Source organism: Arthrobacter sp. 001422645 (genome assembly GCF_059816125.1).
Genome location: NZ_JCBANT010000010.1, coordinates 25,794 through 42,344 on the forward strand (window position 1 = coordinate 25,794; position 16,551 = coordinate 42,344).

19 protein-coding genes are annotated in these 16,551 nt (G+C 69.2%); 13 read left to right on the forward strand and 6 right to left on the reverse strand.

The features are described 5' to 3' along the window. Positions 1–123 precede the first annotated feature (123 nt). The 10 genes from AC6EUH_RS11625 to AC6EUH_RS11670 all read left to right on the forward strand — a co-directional run bounded on the left by AC6EUH_RS11625 (position 124) and on the right by AC6EUH_RS11670 (position 6,239). Entirely contained in the window at positions 124–615 is a 492-nt protein-coding gene (locus AC6EUH_RS11625; RefSeq protein WP_056430677.1) for an Asp23/Gls24 family envelope stress response protein, read from the forward strand. Then, a complete protein-coding gene (locus AC6EUH_RS11630) occupies positions 612–803 on the forward strand; it encodes a DUF2273 domain-containing protein (RefSeq protein ID WP_056430679.1) in 192 nt (63 codons plus the stop codon). Before AC6EUH_RS11625 ends, AC6EUH_RS11630 begins: the two co-directional genes overlap by 4 nt. Continuing rightward, on the forward strand, positions 800–1,171 hold the full coding sequence (locus AC6EUH_RS11635; protein WP_200913047.1) for a hypothetical protein: 372 nt from the start codon (positions 800–802) through the stop codon (positions 1,169–1,171). Before AC6EUH_RS11630 ends, AC6EUH_RS11635 begins: the two co-directional genes overlap by 4 nt. Next, positions 1,168–1,749: a hypothetical protein gene (locus AC6EUH_RS11640; protein ID WP_499738728.1), complete on the forward strand. Its 582-nt coding sequence runs from the start codon at positions 1,168–1,170 to the stop codon at positions 1,747–1,749. Before AC6EUH_RS11635 ends, AC6EUH_RS11640 begins: the two co-directional genes overlap by 4 nt. Continuing rightward, on the forward strand, positions 1,746–2,351 hold the full coding sequence (locus AC6EUH_RS11645; protein ID WP_499738729.1) for a hypothetical protein: 606 nt from the start codon (positions 1,746–1,748) through the stop codon (positions 2,349–2,351). Before AC6EUH_RS11640 ends, AC6EUH_RS11645 begins: the two co-directional genes overlap by 4 nt. 64 nt (positions 2,352–2,415) lie before the next feature. Then, on the forward strand, positions 2,416–2,646 hold the full coding sequence (locus AC6EUH_RS11650; RefSeq protein WP_499738730.1) for a CsbD family protein: 231 nt from the start codon (positions 2,416–2,418) through the stop codon (positions 2,644–2,646). Positions 2,647–2,764: 118 nt separating this feature from the next. Further along, positions 2,765–3,367 carry an RNA polymerase sigma factor gene (locus AC6EUH_RS11655; protein WP_499738731.1) on the forward strand — a complete coding sequence of 201 codons (603 nt, stop codon included), beginning with the start codon at positions 2,765–2,767 and terminating at the stop codon, positions 3,365–3,367. After that, complete coding sequence (locus tag AC6EUH_RS11660) at positions 3,364–3,990, forward strand: Asp23/Gls24 family envelope stress response protein (RefSeq protein WP_056430698.1); 627 nt, start codon at positions 3,364–3,366, stop codon at positions 3,988–3,990. Before AC6EUH_RS11655 ends, AC6EUH_RS11660 begins: the two co-directional genes overlap by 4 nt. Next, a complete protein-coding gene (locus AC6EUH_RS11665) occupies positions 3,987–4,322 on the forward strand; it encodes a hypothetical protein (protein ID WP_056430700.1) in 336 nt (111 codons plus the stop codon). Before AC6EUH_RS11660 ends, AC6EUH_RS11665 begins: the two co-directional genes overlap by 4 nt. 435 nt (positions 4,323–4,757) lie before the next feature. Beyond that, positions 4,758–6,239: an amino acid permease gene (locus AC6EUH_RS11670; RefSeq protein ID WP_056430704.1), complete on the forward strand. Its 1,482-nt coding sequence runs from the start codon at positions 4,758–4,760 to the stop codon at positions 6,237–6,239. An 83-nt stretch (positions 6,240–6,322) separates the two neighbouring features. Here the strand turns inward: AC6EUH_RS11670 and AC6EUH_RS11675 are convergent, their stop codons facing one another. Continuing rightward, a complete protein-coding gene (locus tag AC6EUH_RS11675) occupies positions 6,323–7,753 on the reverse strand; it encodes an MFS transporter (protein WP_499738732.1) in 1,431 nt (476 codons plus the stop codon). Between the two features lie 164 nt (positions 7,754–7,917). Between AC6EUH_RS11675 and lhgD the strand changes: the two genes are divergently transcribed. Continuing rightward, positions 7,918–9,123 (forward strand): L-2-hydroxyglutarate dehydrogenase, encoded by a 1,206-nt coding sequence (gene lhgD / locus AC6EUH_RS11680; protein ID WP_499738733.1) that lies wholly within the window; start codon positions 7,918–7,920, stop codon positions 9,121–9,123. 159 nt (positions 9,124–9,282) lie between these two features. Here the strand turns inward: lhgD and AC6EUH_RS11685 are convergent, their stop codons facing one another. Next, entirely contained in the window at positions 9,283–10,515 is a 1,233-nt protein-coding gene (locus tag AC6EUH_RS11685) for an MFS transporter (protein ID WP_056431026.1), read from the reverse strand. 143 nt (positions 10,516–10,658) lie between these two features. Continuing rightward, positions 10,659–11,267 (reverse strand): class I SAM-dependent methyltransferase, encoded by a 609-nt coding sequence (locus AC6EUH_RS11690; RefSeq protein WP_056430711.1) that lies wholly within the window; start codon positions 11,265–11,267, stop codon positions 10,659–10,661. Positions 11,268–11,353: 86 nt separating this feature from the next. Here AC6EUH_RS11690 and trmB point away from each other — a divergent pair, with 86 nt between their 5' ends. Next, positions 11,354–12,277: a tRNA (guanosine(46)-N7)-methyltransferase TrmB gene (gene trmB, locus AC6EUH_RS11695; RefSeq protein ID WP_499738734.1), complete on the forward strand. Its 924-nt coding sequence runs from the start codon at positions 11,354–11,356 to the stop codon at positions 12,275–12,277. A gap of 171 nt (positions 12,278–12,448) precedes the next feature. After that, a complete protein-coding gene (locus AC6EUH_RS11700; protein ID WP_056430719.1) occupies positions 12,449–13,255 on the forward strand; it encodes a DUF1206 domain-containing protein in 807 nt (268 codons plus the stop codon). Positions 13,256–13,284: 29 nt separating this feature from the next. Here AC6EUH_RS11700 and AC6EUH_RS11705 read toward each other — a convergent pair whose 3' ends face one another. The 3 genes from AC6EUH_RS11705 to AC6EUH_RS11715 form a co-directional block, all read right to left on the reverse strand. Further along, positions 13,285–15,063 (reverse strand): hypothetical protein, encoded by a 1,779-nt coding sequence (locus tag AC6EUH_RS11705; protein WP_056430722.1) that lies wholly within the window; start codon positions 15,061–15,063, stop codon positions 13,285–13,287. A gap of 134 nt (positions 15,064–15,197) precedes the next feature. Continuing rightward, positions 15,198–15,875, reverse strand: a complete 678-nt coding sequence (locus AC6EUH_RS11710; RefSeq protein ID WP_499738735.1) for an anti-sigma factor family protein — start codon at positions 15,873–15,875, stop codon at positions 15,198–15,200. Beyond that, positions 15,872–16,372: a sigma-70 family RNA polymerase sigma factor gene (locus AC6EUH_RS11715; protein ID WP_056430727.1), complete on the reverse strand. Its 501-nt coding sequence runs from the start codon at positions 16,370–16,372 to the stop codon at positions 15,872–15,874. The genes AC6EUH_RS11710 and AC6EUH_RS11715 overlap by 4 nt, the downstream gene beginning before the upstream one ends. Between the last annotated feature and the right edge of the window lie 179 nt (positions 16,373–16,551).

A 16,551-nucleotide genomic window follows, 5' to 3' on the forward strand; every position in this document is an offset into this window, starting at 1 on the left:
GTCGCCGATTCGGAGGCATGTGACACAGCTCACCCCAATTGGACCGTGAGGTTTCCCGTGCGGGCACCGTCTTACTTGGGACGGCGCCACCGGGCGCCCCCGATCCGATCAGGAGTGATTGCATTGACGATCCAGACGCACACGCCCGCAGATGTTGCCCCTAAAAACGCTCCGGCAAACACCACAAAGGCCCCCGCGCCAGCCGCCCGCCAAAGTGCCGGCCCGGACGGCCGCGGCGCCACCACGGTCGCCGACGGCGTTGTGGCCAAGATCGCCGGCATCGCGATCCAGGAGATCGACGGCGTCTACGCGCTGGGCGGCGGAGCTGCCCGGGCGCTGGGCAACCTGCGGGAAAAGGTCGGGCAGAAGGACCTGACCCAGGGCGTCAGTGTGGAAGTCGGCCAGACCCAGGTGGCGGTCGACGTCACCCTGGTGGTCGAGTACCCGCACCCCCTTCAGCAGGTCGCGGACACCGCCCGCGACGCCGTCTACCGGGCCATCGAGGACCTCGTCGGCATGGAGGTCACTGAAGTAAACGTCACCATCACGGACATCCACGTCCCGTCCGACGACGACGCTGACGACGCCGCCCTTGCTGAGCCGAGGGTGGCATGAACCCCACCGTCACCGGCATGGCCGTCGGCGCCGTCCTCGCCGTTGTGGCCCTTGCGTTCGGCTTCTGGGGCTTCCTGCTCGCGGCGCTCCTGATGGGAATCGGCGCTGTGCTGGGCCGCACTGCCGAAGGACGGCTGGACCTGGGCGGGGTCATCGACGCACTGCGCGGCAAGCGCTCTTCCGTATGACGCGCGCGGGCCACACCCGGATTACCCAGGCGGCCCTGCTGCGCACGGTGGAAGCCATCACGGCCCGGGCCTTTGGTGTTCAAGCCTCCGGGGTCTCGGCCAGACTGGACGACGATTCCGGCAAGCTCGGGGTCGCCGTGTCGGTGCCGCTGGCGCTCCCGTCCTTGCTGGAACCGCGGACGGCAGCCGGCCAGAGCATTGTGGACCGGTCCCGCGAAGCACGGTCCGCCATCATCCGCGAGGGCCTCGCCATCACCGGAATGATGCTGGGACGCGTCGACATCCGGCTGCTCGCGGGAAAGCATCCCGCGCCGGCCGGAACGGTCGGCCCGACGCAAATCCGACGCCAGGAAGGAACGGCCCAGTGAACGCGGAACGAACCAAGCGGCGCCTGATACGCCGGGAAACCCATTCCTCACGGGCCGCGGCCTCCATTGCGGCGGCCGCCGTGCTCGCCGCAGGATTCCTGTGGCTGGCGTCCGAAGCCGTGCTGGCGCTGCTCGGCGGGAACGCGCTGCTGGCTGGTCCCGCGCAGCTGGGGCGGTGGCTCGCAGGGATTCCCGCCGCCACCCTCCCGGCCGGCCTGATGGCCGCCGGGGCAGGAATGGCGCTACTCGGCGTCCTCCTGCTGGGCACCGCCCTCCGGGCCGGCCGCCTCCCGCGGCACGCCCTGGACAGCGAGCGCAGCGCCATCGTGGCGGATGACGACGTCATCGCCGCGGCCCTATCCGCCCGGGCACGCCGCACCGCTGGCCTTGCCCCGGGACAGGTCACCACCACCGTCGGGCACCGTTCCGTCCATGTCCGGGTCCGGCCGACGTCGGGCCTGCCGGCGGACGGGGCTGCCATCAGCGCAGCGGTGGCGAGCGAACTCGCCAGCTACGCGATGGACCGCCGGATCGCACCGCGCGTCACCATCAGCAGGGAAGGGGTGCTGGGGCAATGAGCCAGACCAACAGAACACGCAACCGCATTCTCCTGGCACTGCTGGGTCTGGTGCTGCTGGCGGCAGGTGCGCTGACCGCCGCGGCCGGCGTCGTCCCCGAGGTCTCGGCAGCCTGGACCTCGACGGCGGCATCCGGCCTTGACCGGTCCAGCGAGCTGCTGGCGACGGCATCGCTCCCCGGCGCGGCCCGGAGCTGGTGGGCCGTTGGTCCCGTTGCCGGGCTCGTCCTGGCCGCGGCTCTCAGCGCCGCCTGGCTGGCATCGCAGGGCGGAGGCAGGACGCCCCGCGCCGCCACTGACGTTGACGGGGACCGCGGCAGCACCGTCGTGGACATCGGGTTCGTCGCCGCGTGCGTCAGCGAAGCTCTCGCCGGCAACCGCCAGGTGCTCGGCACCTCGGTGTCGGCCTGGCGCGTTCACGGCACGACGGGCCTGCGGCTGGGGCTTGAGGCACGGAAAGGCGCGTCCCCGCGGGAGATCGCCGACACGGCAGAGGAACTGGTGCTGGGTTTGGACCGGCTGCTGGGCCATCCGGTTCCCGTCCTGGTTCGAATCACCAGCGGCACGCGATCCAGGCTGGCCGGAGTTAAACGCGTGCGCTGACCGCCGGGGACGCAGCGCACCACCGATAGACCGCTACATCAAGGAATCACCGGAAGGCAAGATCATGGCAATGGACTACAAGGTCAACAACACGGTCATCAACCACCTCGGCGCGGCCAAGGAAGGTGCCGGCAGGCTCACCGGCAACGACGAGCTCAAGCGTGAGGGCCAGCATGACCAGGTCCAGGCCAAACTGCAGGAGGCAGGCGAGAAGGTGAAGGACGCGGCGGCGGACGCCGGGGAAAACATCAAGGACGCCGCCCGCAAGCTCAAGCAGGGCTTCAGCCGGGACTAGGTTGCGCACCGGAGCGGTTCCGCCACCGCGGAGCCGCTCCGCGCATTGCACCGCCGCTGAAGACGCCTCCCTCCCGAAGACGCCTCTGGCGGGCCCGATCGTATGAAAGCAGGGAAACGTGACTGGTTCCCCACCGGCGCCGGACCATTTTGACCTCGTTCCCGACGCGCTGCTCGCGGGACGGGCGGCCGACGGCGACACCGTCGCCTTCGAGGCCCTGGCCCGGCGCCACGGTCCCCTGATGCGCGCGTCCGCACGCCGCCTTACCGGCTCCCTCGCCGACGCCGATGATGTGGTGCAGGAATCGCTGGTCCAGGCGTGGAAGCAGCTGGATACCCTGCGCGACGGTGACGCCGTAAAAAGCTGGCTGCTTCGGATTACCGCCAGCCGCAGCATCGACCAAGTACGCCGCCGAAAAAACCATTCCGACCTCAGCGACCTCGACCAACGGCTGGCCGCCGGGTCCGGGCTTGCAGGGGGCGGCGCGGCTGGGGCCGGAAATCCCGAAGCCGCGGCCCTGAGCGACTCCCGGATGGAGGCGCTGAAGGCGGCCGTGGCCGCCTTGCCCGAGGAGCAGCGGCGGTGTTGGGTGCTGAAACAATTCAATGACCAGAGCTATGAGGAAATCGCGCAGACTTTGAACATCAGCGTTGCCAGCGTTCGCGGCCGCCTGGCCCGGGCCCGGGTTGCCCTGGCCCGCGAAATGGAGGGATGGCGATGAGCGCTTCCGGCGACAACTTCGAGTGCGGACACAGCCTCGAGGAGCTAAGCATCTACCTGGATACGGGCGAGTTCAGCGATCCGGGCCACCTGACCGAATGCCCCGAGTGCCAGTCCGGGCTGGCCGCGCTGCGCCGTCTGGCCGCCCTGGGCGATGAGCTGGTCAGCGCCGACATTGCCGCGGCCGGCAGCGGAACGGACGACTGGATGCAGTCCATCCTGGACAATCTGCGGCTGGAGCTGCGGCCCGGCAGGGACATTCCCGTGCGCCCTGACACCCCGGGGGACATCCTGACCGAAACGGAAGGCTCGATTTCCGCTCTCATCCGCTCCGCCGCTGATTCCCTTCCCGGGACGGCCGCCGGCAAATGCCGGCTCGACGGAGACGTCAGCACACCGGGGTCCCCCATCACAGTGCGCGTCGACGTGGCAGTCGTCTTCGGACATCCGCTGGAAGAACGGGCCGACGCCCTCCGACGCGGCATAGCAGCGACGCTCGCCCGGCACACCGAACTCAACATCGCAGCAATCGACGTGACGGTCGCCGATGTCCTTGAACCCGGGTTTCCCGGGCCTGCTGCCGGACCAGCCCGCCCGTCCGAGTCCTCCGAGGAGAAGCCATGAACCAGTCCCTTCTTCCCGGGGACACCACACCCGCGGGCCTGGCCGCCGCACTGCGCGACGTGATCCTGGACGTCGACGGCGTCGCCGAGGTGTTCCCAGCCCGGCCGCTGTGGCAGAACATCGCCGGTGCGGCCCGCTCGGCGGTGACAGGGGAACCTCTGCCGGTTGTGCAGGTCGAGTTCGACGGGGAGGCAGTGGACGTCTTGACGCGCATCGGCGTCAGCACCGCCCTCCCTGCTCCTGCCGTGGCCAGGTCCGTGGCGGCGGCCATCCGGGAGCATCTGGGCTCGCGGACCGCTACCGTCCGGGTGCAGCTTGTCCAGGTCCGCTAGAGACGGCGTCCCGTCGACTTCGCCTATTTCCCAGGCCCCCGGCGGTTTCAGATATGACATGGGACACGGGACGACAACTGAGGCAAGGTTTGTCGACAGATGTCGAGCACGTGACGGCGGCGCACACCCGGCCCGCGGTGCGCGCCGGCCCGGCAGCGGCGGGCTGCTGCCGGCGTCGGGAATTCCCGGACTCGCACCGGAGAAAGCATTCTTCCGGCCCGATCGGGACGGCTCCCGCAACGCCGGCAGGCCCCGCCGCGGGACGCACGACGGCGCCCGGCCGCCGGTCGGCGGCGTCGCGGGGTCCCCCGGATCCCGCCCGTACGCTTAATCCACACGACAAAGTGTTACCTCCGTCACACCTTCGATGGATCCGTGCGGGCCCCGGCGGAATGTCCTCCGCCCGCGGCCCGCCTGTAACAAGGAAGAAGCCTAATGTCTGAACGCACCACCACGGCTGTCCCGAATACCGCCCAGGAGTCCCCCAGCAGCCAAGGCCAGGAACCGCACCTCGCCCGCGCCCTGGGCAACCGCCACATCCAGCTGCTGGCCATCGGCGGCGCGATCGGCACCGGATTGTTCATGGGCTCCGGCAAGACCATCTCGCTGGCCGGCCCGTCCGTCATTTTCGTCTACATGATCATCGGCTTCATGCTGTTCTTCGTCATGCGGGCCATGGGCGAGATCCTGCTCTCCAACTTGAACTACAAGTCCTTCAGCGACTTCGCCGGCGACCTCCTGGGCCCCTGGGCGGGCTTCTTCACCGGCTGGTCCTACTGGTTCTTCTGGGTGGTGACAGGCGTGGCCGACATCGTCGCGATCGCCGGGTACGTGGACAAACTCGCCCCCGGCACGCCGCTGTGGATCCCTGCCCTGATCACGCCGGTTGTGCTGATCCTGCTGAACCTCCCCACCGTCAAGGCCTTCGGCGAAGCCGAATTCTGGTTCGCCATCATCAAGGTGGTGGCCATCCTCGCGCTGATCGGCACCGGCATCGTTATGATCGCCACGAACTTCACCTCCCCCAACGGCGCGGTGGCGAGCCTGGCCAACATGTGGAACGACGGCGGCATGTTCCCGCACGGCATGTTCGGGTTCATCCTTGGCTTCCAGATCGCCATCTTTGCCTTCGCCGGCATCGAGCTGGTGGGCACCGCGGCAGCAGAAACCAAGAACCCCGAGAAGAACCTGCCCCGCGCCATCAACTCCATCCCCATCCGGGTCCTGCTGTTCTACGTGGGCGCCCTGGTGGTCATCATGGCGGTCAACCCGTGGCGCACCATCGATGCCGCCAGCAGCCCCTTCATCGGCATGTTCACCCTGGCCGGACTCGGAATCGCCGCGGTGGTCATCAACCTGGTGGTGCTCACTTCCGCGGCTTCCAGCGCCAACTCCGGCATCTACTCGACCTCGCGCATGGTCTACGGCCTGGCCCAGGACGGCAATGCCCCGAAGGCCTTCGGGAAGCTCAGCATCCGCAAGGTTCCGCAGAACGCCCTGCTGTTCTCCTGCATCTTCCTGCTGGCGGGCCTGGTCCTGCTCTACTCGGGTGACTCCGTGATCGGGGCCTTCACCGTGGTCACCTCGGTGGCGTCCGTGCTCACCATGTTCGTCTGGTCCATGATCCTGATCAGCTACATCGTGTTCCGCCGCCGCCGTCCCGAGCTGCACGCGGCCTCGAAGTTCAAGATGCCCGGCTCGGGCTTTATGCCCTACGTGGTGCTCGCCTTCTTCGGCTTCATGCTGGTGGCACTTGGCCAAGCCGATGACACCCGGCTCGCGCTACTGGTAGCACCGATCTGGTTCATGCTGCTCGGCGGTGCCTGGTACTTCAACCGGCAGACGCCGCTCCAGCAGGCCCGGATGGCGGAATGGAAGGCAATTCGCGACGCCGAAAAAGTCCCCGTAGCGGGTTAGGCGGCACCCGCCTGCCCGGAAGGGCACACCCCCGGGAGCTCCGGCCGGATCCAACCGGCCGGGGCTCCCGTCGTCGCGCCGGCCTACCGGCGCCCGGCGACCCGCGGGGCGACCACAACGGCTGCAACGCCGATCACCGCTGTGAGGGCGAAGACGCCGCCGAAGGACGCCGCCGTCGTCGGGAACGCGGCAAAGATGATCCCAGTGGTGGCGAGGGACAGCGCGCCGCCGAGTGAATCGGAAATGGACATCGCCGAGCTGTTGAAGCCCTCGTTCTCCCGGCTGGACAGGGCCAGGGTCATGACGCTCAGGCGCGCGTACATCAGCCCCATGCCGCCCCCGGCGAACACCCAGGCGGCGATCGCGACGGCGGCCGGCCAACTGAGGAGCGTGGTCACCAGCACCAGGACGACGGCGCCGAGGACGAGTGCCGCTCCAATCCGGACCGCGCGGCGGTGATCAAGCCGCGTCCCGAGCCGGCCCTGGACCGCCGAACCGGCGGCCCAGGAAACGGCTCCGCCCGTAAGCGCCAGGCCGGCGAAGGTGGGCGAAAAATCGTAGCGTTCCACCAGCAGATAGGGCAGATACACCTCGGCGCCGAAGAACGCGGCAGAAGCCAGGCCGCGCGTGAGGATAACGCTGGGGAGGCCGCGGCGGGCCGTCAGGGTGCCCTGCGGCACCAGCGGGCGGACGGCGATGAGGGCCACGGCTACGGCCGCCACAGCCACGACGCCGCCTGCCACCGGAACCCGGGCGGAGAGGTTCAGGCCGAGCACGGCGAGCGCCGCGAGGGCGGCCCAGGCCAGCCTGAAGGAGCCCGAGGGCTTGCGCGGGGCAGGAGTGGGCATGTCCTCCGGCGCGGACGTGCCCCGGGTTCGGGCTGGGGTTCCGTGCGGGGTACTGCCTGGAGCTCCGCGCAGGCCGCGCAGCGCCGGCACAATCATCAGCAACGCGGGAACCACAAGCCCCACGACGCCAAGGAACACCCAGTGCCAGCTGGCCATCTGCGCCACGACGCCCGCGGCGAAGGGTCCCACCAGCGAGGGAATCACCCAGGCCGCCGAAAACGCGGCAAAGATCTTCGGGTGCAGCACGGGCGGATAGACCCGGGCGATCACCACATACAGTGCCACGGTCATGGCGCCGCCGCCCAGGCCCTGGACCAGCCGGCCCGCCACGAGGGCCGGCATGGTCGCTGCTGTTCCGGCGATCAGCAGACCCAGCACAAACATGACCACGGACGCGTACAGCGGCCCCACCGGGCCGCGCCTGTCGGACCAGTTGCCGGCCGCCACCATACCGATGACCCCGGTGGCGAGTGGGCCGGCGAACGCCAGGGCGTAGAGGGCGGCCCCGTCCAGCTCCCGGCTGACCAGCGGCATGATCGTGGTCACCGCCAGGGATTCGAAGGCGGCCAGAAATACGAGGGCGCAGGCTCCCAGGGTCACCAGGAGGTAGTTGCGGTGGAAGATGCCGGCTGATTCGAGAGTCGGCGCGGGGGTGGTTCGGGGCAAGGTGGCGGCCTGATCGGTGGTGATGGACGGGCGAGTGAAACCCGCGGAGCCGGGACGTTCGACTCAAGGGGAAGCATGCCACAGCCGGCGGCCGGGACGCAGCCCCCGCCGGGCGGCCGCGGTCTATACTCGCGGGAAGACCGCGGCGACAAGGACGCAATGACGTGACTGAACGAATCGGAATCATCGGTGGCGGGATTGTTGGCATCGCGCTGGCACGCGCCCTTGCCCGGGCCGGGACCGGTGACGTCACGGTCCTTGAGAAGGAGCACCGGCTGGCCGCCCACCAGACCGGCCACAACTCGGGAGTCGTACATGCAGGCCTCTACTACGCCGAGGGGTCACTGAAAGCGCAGCTGTGTGTTGCCGGGCGCGCCGCCCTGCGGGACTTCTGCCTGCAGAAGAACCTTCCGTACCGGGAAGTCGGCAAGCTGGTGGTTGCAGTCGACGAGTCCGAGCTGCCTGCCCTGGCCGACCTCGAAAGGCGGTCCCGGGCGAACGGCGTGCCCGGCCTGGCCCGGATCAGTGGCACCGCGCGGCTGCACGAGATCGAACCGCACGTTACAGGGGTGGCAGCGGTCCATTCGCCGCACACCGCCGTCGTCGATTTCGCGGCGATTACCGAAGCGATGGGCCAGGACGTGCGAACGGCCGGCGGCACCATCCTGCTCGGACAGGAAGTGGTTGCGATGGCCGTCGAAGGCGGCACCGTACGGGTAGGAACCGCCGGGGCCGAGCACGTCTTCGACCGGGTGATCGCCTGCGCGGGCTTGCAGTCGGACGTGGTTGCCGGCCTGGTGGGCGCCGACCCCTCGCCGAAAATCCTCCCCTTCCGGGGTGAATACTGGTCGCTCAACCCGGAGCGGAACCACCTGGTGCAGGGGATGATCTACCCGGTGCCGGACCCCCGGTTCCCGTTCCTCGGCGTGCACTTCACCCGCGGCGTGTACGACGACGTGCACGTGGGTCCCAATGCCGTCCCGGCGCTCGCCCGCGAGGGCTACGGCTGGCTCTCGGTCTCCGTGAAGGACACCTGGGAGTCGGTGCGGTGGCCCGGAGCCGGCCCGCTGGCGAGAAAGCACTGGCGGATGGGTGCCGACGAGATCAGCGCGTCACTCTTCAAATCGGCCTACTACCGGAAGGCCCGGCGCTTCATCCCCGAACTCACCATGGCGGACCTGACGGCGAAGACGGCTTCCGGTGTGCGGGCCCAGGCCTGGGGCCGCGACGGGTCCCTCGTGGACGACTTCGCCGTGGACCAGGTGGGGCCCGTGACACTGCTGAGGAATGCGCCGTCGCCCGCGGCCACGTCCTGCCTGGCCATCGCGGACTACCTCATCGACCAGTACCTGCGGGTCCGGAGGCCTTAGAAGTTGGCGCAGGGATGGATCCGGGAGCTTCAGGGCCTGTCGTGGAACCTGGTTCCCGTCCTCACCGTGCTGGGCGGAGTCACCGGATGGATGCTTACCGGCCCCCGCCACCCCCGCCACTGAGTAGGCGCTGAGTATGCGCTGAGCCGCCGCCCGGCGTCAGCCGCCGATGAACCGGTTCCGCCCGGCACGGTAGCCGAATACCGCGGCCAGTGAGCCCACGACGAGGAACAGCACGCCTGCCGCCGCGAAAGACCCCGTGGCCTGATGCAATTGCCCCACCATCAAAGTGCCGGTGGAGCCCACGCCGTAGCCCACGCCCTGCATCATGCCGGACAGGTGAGCCGCGGTGTGCCCGTCCCGGGTGCGGACCATGATCATGGTCAGCGCGACGGCGGTCAGGCTGCCCTGGCCCAGGCCCAGCAGCCCGGTCCACAGCCAGATCAGCTCCAGCGGACCGAAAACGCTCAGCGCGAAGCCGGCACCGGTCATCAGCGCCACCACGGTATTGATGCCGCGCTGGTCCCGGAACCGGGTGGCGAGCGCCGGCGCAAACAGTGACCCCAGCATCTGCAGCACGATCGAGACGGAGACGATCACCCCGGCCGTGCCGCCGTCCACACCGCGTTCGCGCAGGATCGGCGCCAGCCAGGCAAACACACTGAAGGACATCATCGCCTGCAGCACCATGAAGATGGTCACCTGCCAGGCGATGCCCGAGCGCCACACGTTCACGCCGCCGTGCGAAGTCCGCTGCCGGCCGTGGCGCTGCCGGACCGCGACCGGCAGGAACAGCAGCAGAACGACGCCGGCGGGCAGCGCCCAGAACCGCAGCGCCGCGGTCCACTCCCCCGTCGCGCTGAACACCGGATAGGTGAAACCGGCGCCGAGGGCCGCGGAGGCGCAGATCGCCGTGGTGTAGAGTCCGCCCATCAGTCCGAGCCGGTGCGGGAAGTCCCGCTTCACCAGGCCGGGCAGCAGCACGTTGCAGAGCGCGATCGCGGCACCGCAGGCCGCCGTCCCGGCCAGCAGCGCGGGGAGGTGTCCGGCGTCGCCGGCGTCCAGGGGCCGCAGCAGCAGTCCGGCCGTGAGCACCGCCATGGCGCCCAGCAGCACACGTTCGGCGCCGAAGCGGCGGGCCAGGATGGGCGCCAGCGGCGCGAAGACTCCCAGCAGCGTCACCGGCACGGTGGTGAGGACCACCACCGCCCAGCCCGGCAGCCCGGCGTCGGCCGTCACCTCCGGAAGCACCGCAGAGAAACTGGAGAAGACCGTACGAAGGTTCAGCCCGATCAGGACAAGGCACACACCGAGGTAGGCCAGTGCGCGGCGGCTGGCCACCCGCGTGGGTTCCGCCGCGGGGACGTCGTCAATTTCGGCGTCCACCAGCATGCCCGGGCGGTCCCGGTCCTCAATGCCGGTGACGGCGGATTCCTGGGCGTTCTTCGGTACAGTCACGGACCCATTCTGGCAGGCTCGTCGCCGCAAGCGTTGTCAACAGCGGCCATGTCAACAGCGCACTCGCGGCCGTCCCGTCACCTCCGGCTGATGAGCAGGTAGCGTTCGTCGCTGATCTCCTTTCCCCACAGCGCCGGGTCGGTCAGCGGAACGACGTCGGCGTGGCGGCGGTGCCGGAGGACAAGTTCCTGGCATGTCCCCGACGGAATGCCGGCACCGGCGCCCCACAGTCCTTCCACTAAGAGCATCGTTCCGGGGGTCCGCAGGAGCCGCGTCCACCGGCCGAGGGCGTCGTCCGGATCCGGGAGCGCCCACAGCACGTGGCGGACCAGCACAACGTCGCAGCTTGCCGGCGGGTACGGCGGTTCAGAAGCGTCACCCTGCCGGAACTCAACCGCTGCCGGACGCCCGGCGCTGGCTGCTTCGGCGGCCTTGGCACGGGCGGCTTCCACCATCCGGCCGGAGAGGTCCAGGCCCCTGACGCGGTGCCCCGCCTCCGCCAGCAGCACGGACAAGCTGCCGGTCCCGCAGCCCAAGTCCGCCACCTCGCTGCCGGGCAGCGGAATGAGCGGCAGGACAAGCTCCGCCCACGCCCGGCGGACGCCGGGATCCAGCAGGCCATGATCGGCTTCCCGGTCGAAGTCCGCCGCTTGACCGTCCCAGTATTCGCGTGTTGCGTCGATCATGCGGACAGTCTGCCACGGACCCCGGACAGGAACAGTTGCCCTGGCCCCAGCCTGCCGGACGGCGGAACTCCACTATTCTGGAAGGGATGAGTGAATCCCCAGAATCCCCCGAAACACCGCAGCCACCGCGCCCGGTGACCCCCGGCAGCCAGGCCTCCTTCGGCACGTACGGAGGCCGTCCGGTCAGCTTTGTGCGCCGCGGCACCAGGCTGCAGGGCCGCCGGCAGGTTGCGTGGGAGGAGCATTCCGACCGGTGGGCGGTCGACGTCCCGCGCCACGTCGCCAACACCTCCGTGCACCCGGACTACGTCTTCGACGCCGAAGCCGAGTTCGGCCGCAAGGCACCGCTGATCGTGGAGATCGGCTCAGGACTCGGCGACGCCGTCTGCCACGCCGCCGAGGAGAACCCGGACAAGGACTTCCTTGCCGTCGAGGTGTACACCCCGGGACTGGCCAACACCCTGATCAAAATCAACAGCCGCGGCCTGAGCAACGTCCGCGTCGTGGAGGCGAATGCCCCCGAGGTGCTCGCCACCATGCTGCCGCCACGTTCCGTGACGGAACTCTGGGTCTTCTTCCCGGACCCCTGGCACAAATCACGGCACCACAAGCGCCGCCTCATCCAGCCCGCCTTCGCCGAGCTCGCCGCACGCGCCCTCAAGCCGGGCGGCCTCTGGCGCATCGCGACGGACTGGTCCAACTATGCCGTCCATGTACGGGAGGTCCTGGCCGGCTCCCCCGACTTCGAGAACCTTCACGACGGCGAGCGCAGCGGCGCGGACAGCCCCCTGACCCAGGTGTGGGAATCCGGTGTCGAGTCCCTCGTGGGCGGTGCTCCGGTCAAGGAGGGCCGCGCCCCGGTGAGCACCGAACACACCGGCCCGAACGAGGGCATCGACGAGGCAGGCGGCTGGGCGCCGCGGTTCGACGGCCGGATCCTGACGAGTTTTGAGAACAAGGCACACGAGGCGGGCCGGGTGATCTTCGACCTCAGCTACCGCCGCCGCTAGGCCGGAACCGTCTCGGGCGGCCCCGTGCAGCGGCCCTTCCGGGCCCGGATTCGGGGGTGCTGTTCCCGGGCGGCTCCACGTGGCACGATTACCGAAGATGCAAGAACCGGGCGGAAACGGAAGCCCGGCAGAACCACCGAGTCAGTTGAGGAATCCGCCATCAAAAGAGAACTGAAAACCGCCGCGGACACTGCGGAAGAGATCACCAATTCCCGGGCGTTGGAGCTGGTGGCCCGGGCCGGTTTTGCCGTGAGCGGCATCCTGCACCTCCTCATCGGAGTCGTCGCGATCCGGCTCGCCATGGGCGGTCAAGGCAAGGCTGATGTCAGCGGCGCCGTGGAGCAGCTCGGCGGTCAGCCGGCCGGTCCGTTGTTGTTGTGGACGTCGTTCGCGGCGTGTGTGGCCCTCGCCATCTGGCAGGTCAGTGACGCCATCTTTGATTTCGAGCACCTGCCGGCCAAGAAGAAACTGGCCAAAAAGCTGAAAGCGGCACTCCAGGCCGTGGTCTACGCCGGCCTGGCCATCACATTGTTCTCGTTCGCCCGCGGCGCCGGCACTGATCAAAGCAGCTCCACGAGCGATCTCACGGCGACCATGATGAAAGCCCCAGGCGGCGTTGCCATCCTGCTCGCCATCGGGGCGGCCGTGGCGGTCACCGGAGTCGTGTACGCCATCCGGGGGTTCCGCCAGTCCTTCGCCAAACACCTCCGCCTCCCGGCTTCGGAGAAGGCGAGGAAAGCGGTGACGGTCCTGGGCGTCGTAGGCTATGCGGCCAAAGGTGTCGCCCTGCTGCTGGTGGGGCTGCTGGTCATCATCGCCACGGTCAAAGCGCACCCCGAGGAGTCAACGGGGATTGACGGCGGGTTGAAAGCCCTCCGCGAGCAGCCTTTCGGCGTGTACATGCTGGCCGCCGTCGGAATCGGCCTGATCTGCTATGGCATCTTCATGATGGTGCGGGCGAAACTCGCCAAGATGTAGGGCGCGATGGCGGCGCTCCCGCCGCCTGGTCAGGGCTTGAAGTCGTCGTGGACCACAACACGCGAGAGCTCAACCGAGCCGTCCGGCAGGCGCCAGTAGTGCAGCCGCCGGGCCGAGGCCACTCTCTGCTCGATCGCCGCGCGGAAGCATTTCGCCCCGTCCCCGCGTACCACCTGGGCGGCGTCGCCGCCCCCGTCGGTCCGCAGCGCATGCACTTCCCGCGCGGCATTCCGCTCCGCCACCCCGGTCAGGACCTCCACCGCGGCCTTCAGCGCCTTGCCCACGACGCCGGGCTCGGTGAAGCCGTACAGGCTTGCCGCAAACTGGGGGCCTGCTGTCCATCCCGCAGGCAGCTGAAGCCGCGCTTTGTCGCACGCGGGAACGTTCTTGGCCCAGGCGAGATATACATCGTGCCGCAGCCGCTCCTCGTCGGTCACGAACAGCCCCTCCGAATCGGCAGCCAGTGCACGCTTGAGCGCGGGCTGCGTCCGGCGTTTGAAGGCCCGGAGATCGAGGAGTTCATCCTGCCGCCGGGCGAGCCGGTCCGCCACGTCCTCCAACGCCACCCTGGCCCCCTCCGCGATTTGTTTTTCCGCGTCGAGTTCCGCCCGGAGGGCATTCTGCTCCTGCTGGAGGCTGACGAGCCTGGCCCCTGCCTGGCTGGCGGCGGCGACCAGGTCCTGCAAGGCTGCCACCTTCCTCCGTTCCGCTTCGAGCTGGAGCTGTGCGGTCATCAGCGCGGCCGACGCTTTGGGGGCGGGCACTGCCTGAGCCGCGGAGCCGCCGTCGGGCTCCGCGGTCCCGGCCGCTGTTTCCCCCGGGGCGCCGGTCCCCTCGGCGGGGAACGTCCGGCCCGAGGCGGGCTGTTCGGCAAGGTGCCTCCCGGGCAGCAGCCAGGGGGTGCCGCCGGTCAGCAGCGCGGGCGCGTCCTCGACGCCGGCGTCATCGTCGACGTCGAGCAGTGACAGCACCACCGCCCCGTGTTCCCGCAGGAACCGCGCCACCACCACCTCGCCTTCCGTCACCAGGCTGTCCACCGTGTCGAGGGGGTTGGACGAGACCCGGGCCTGGTCAACGGTCCAGCTTGATCCGGGATAGAGGGTGAGCTTCGCGTTCCTGGCGCTCACTTGTTCGGCCAGGGCGAGGACCAGGTCCCCGGACCGGTACAGGTCCGCGAGCCGGGGAGCTGTCCGCAGGTCCTTGATATCAAGCGTCTTGTCGTCGTCGTTGAGTTCCCCCTCGACGGGCTGGCCAAGCTTCAGCATCCAATCGAGGCGGACCGGCGGGGACACGTGCTCGCGCTGGATCGTGCAGCAGCTGCCATCGCCCAGTTCGACGATGGCCCGGGACCCGGCGCTGGCGAAAGCCTTGACTGTGCCTCGGACGCGCCGGGGCACGGTGCGGACCGGCGGGGCCTTCGGCGGAACCACCGTGATCAGGTTCAGCACGTCCTCGATGATGTCCTCGGCCGCGCGGGCAGCCGCCCGGCGGTCCCGCGCCATCCGGAGCGGGCTGCGGTGCACGTCCTCCATCCAGCGCAGATCCTCCGAGTAGACGCGCGCCGCGTTGCCGAACACGTGCGCCCCGTACGGCAGGCTGTCGCCGAACGCATAGCTCTCCGGACCGTTTTCCAGCCAATAGACTTCGGCCAGGCCTCCCACCTCCCGGGCGATATGTTCGACGTCGATCCGGTTGTCCCGCTGTTCCGGATGCCAGGAAACAACCGCCGCCGGTTTGGTCCGCCCGGCGGCCGTCAGGCGCAGCGCGAGTTCTTTCCCGGAAGTGACAACCACATAAGCCTGGTCCATAACGAATCCCCATTCGCAGGTGCGGACGTCCGTGCCGCAGGTGGTGGAGATGCCAACAGCTCTCCCACCATGAGTAGAACAGGGGGCTATGACAAAGTAGCCTGGCAGGCAAAGTTGCCGGGCCGGCGCCGCCGCTACCCGTGCGGCACGGCGATGACGGCCATGGTCTGCTGCTGCGCGTTCCGCATCTCGACGCTGGCGATGTTGGTCAGCTGCAGGGGCGTGGCCCCGGTGATCCTGACCCTGCCGCTGGGCGTGGCCGTCCAGGAGCAGGCCCGGTCTTCGCCGCCGTCGCTGTCCGTCACCCACAGCGACAAGGTGCCGTCCACCGGCAGGCTCCGGCCCTCAACCGCGAGCTCCGTGCCCCAGGTCTTTTTAACCATGCCCACCGTGACCTGCAGTCCGTCGCCGGCCTGGACGGAATAGCTGGCATCCGGTTTGGGCGGCGGGTTGAACAGAGGCGCGGCCAGGATCCCCAGCGCGAGGCACGCAGCAGCCGCCGCAGCCAGCGCCGCGCTCCAGCGGAGCCGTGCTTTCCGCCGCCGCGTGGCGAGCTCGTCGAGCAGCCGCCGCGGCGCGGCGGCCGGCGCGGGAACCGACGTCGCCGGTTCCCGCCCGGCCGCCGTGCCGAGGGCGACGGCGTCGGGCACCGGGAGCGCGTCCAGGAGCGCCGGGATGCTGGCCAGCTCGTCCAGCTCCCGCCGGCAGTCCGGGCAACGCCCCAAGTGCTGCTCAAAGAGGTCGGCCTCGCCAGGTTCCAGGCCGCCCAGCAGGTAGGCACCGAGCAACTGGTGCGGGTCTGTGGCGTTCACCGTTGCACCCCCATTTCATCAAGGATCGTCCGGAGGGCACGTACGGCGTAGAACGCCCGGGACTTCACTGTCCCGCTCGGAATGTTCAAACTGACCGACGCCTCCTGGACGGTATAGCGGCGGTAATGGAGAGCCACCAGAACTTCCCGGTGCTCCGCGCTGAGCCGCAACAGCGCCTCTTCCATCAGGACCTTGTTGAGCAGTTCATCGATGCGTTCCGCGCCGCCCGCCGGGTCGGCCAGTTCCCGGTCCGTTGTCTCGCGGGGCCGGCGCTGGGCCTTGCGGTAGTTGTCGATCATGATGTTCCGGGCCGTCCTGAAGAGGTAGCTCCGCAGGCTTCCGGTGATGTGCGGTGCCTGCTGCCAGACCCGCAACACGGTCTCCTGCACGATGTCGTCTGCCAGTTGCGGATCCCGGCAGGCGCTGAGGACGAAGCGCCGGAGGGCCGTCCCGTGGTCGCGGTAGATCGCTGCCACCACGTCTTCGTCCAGCGGCATGACCACCCTCCTTGGCTCTGAGGTTTCCGCGCTCTCCGGTTTCGGCGCTTCTGCCCGTACGACGTCCGGGCCGCCGGAAAGGTTCACGCCCCCCGGATTCCGGGGCGCAGTCCAGGGGCCCGCTGTGAACCATTCTTCCCCCGGCGGCGTCGTAACGGTTAGCGTCGGCCGGACCAGCC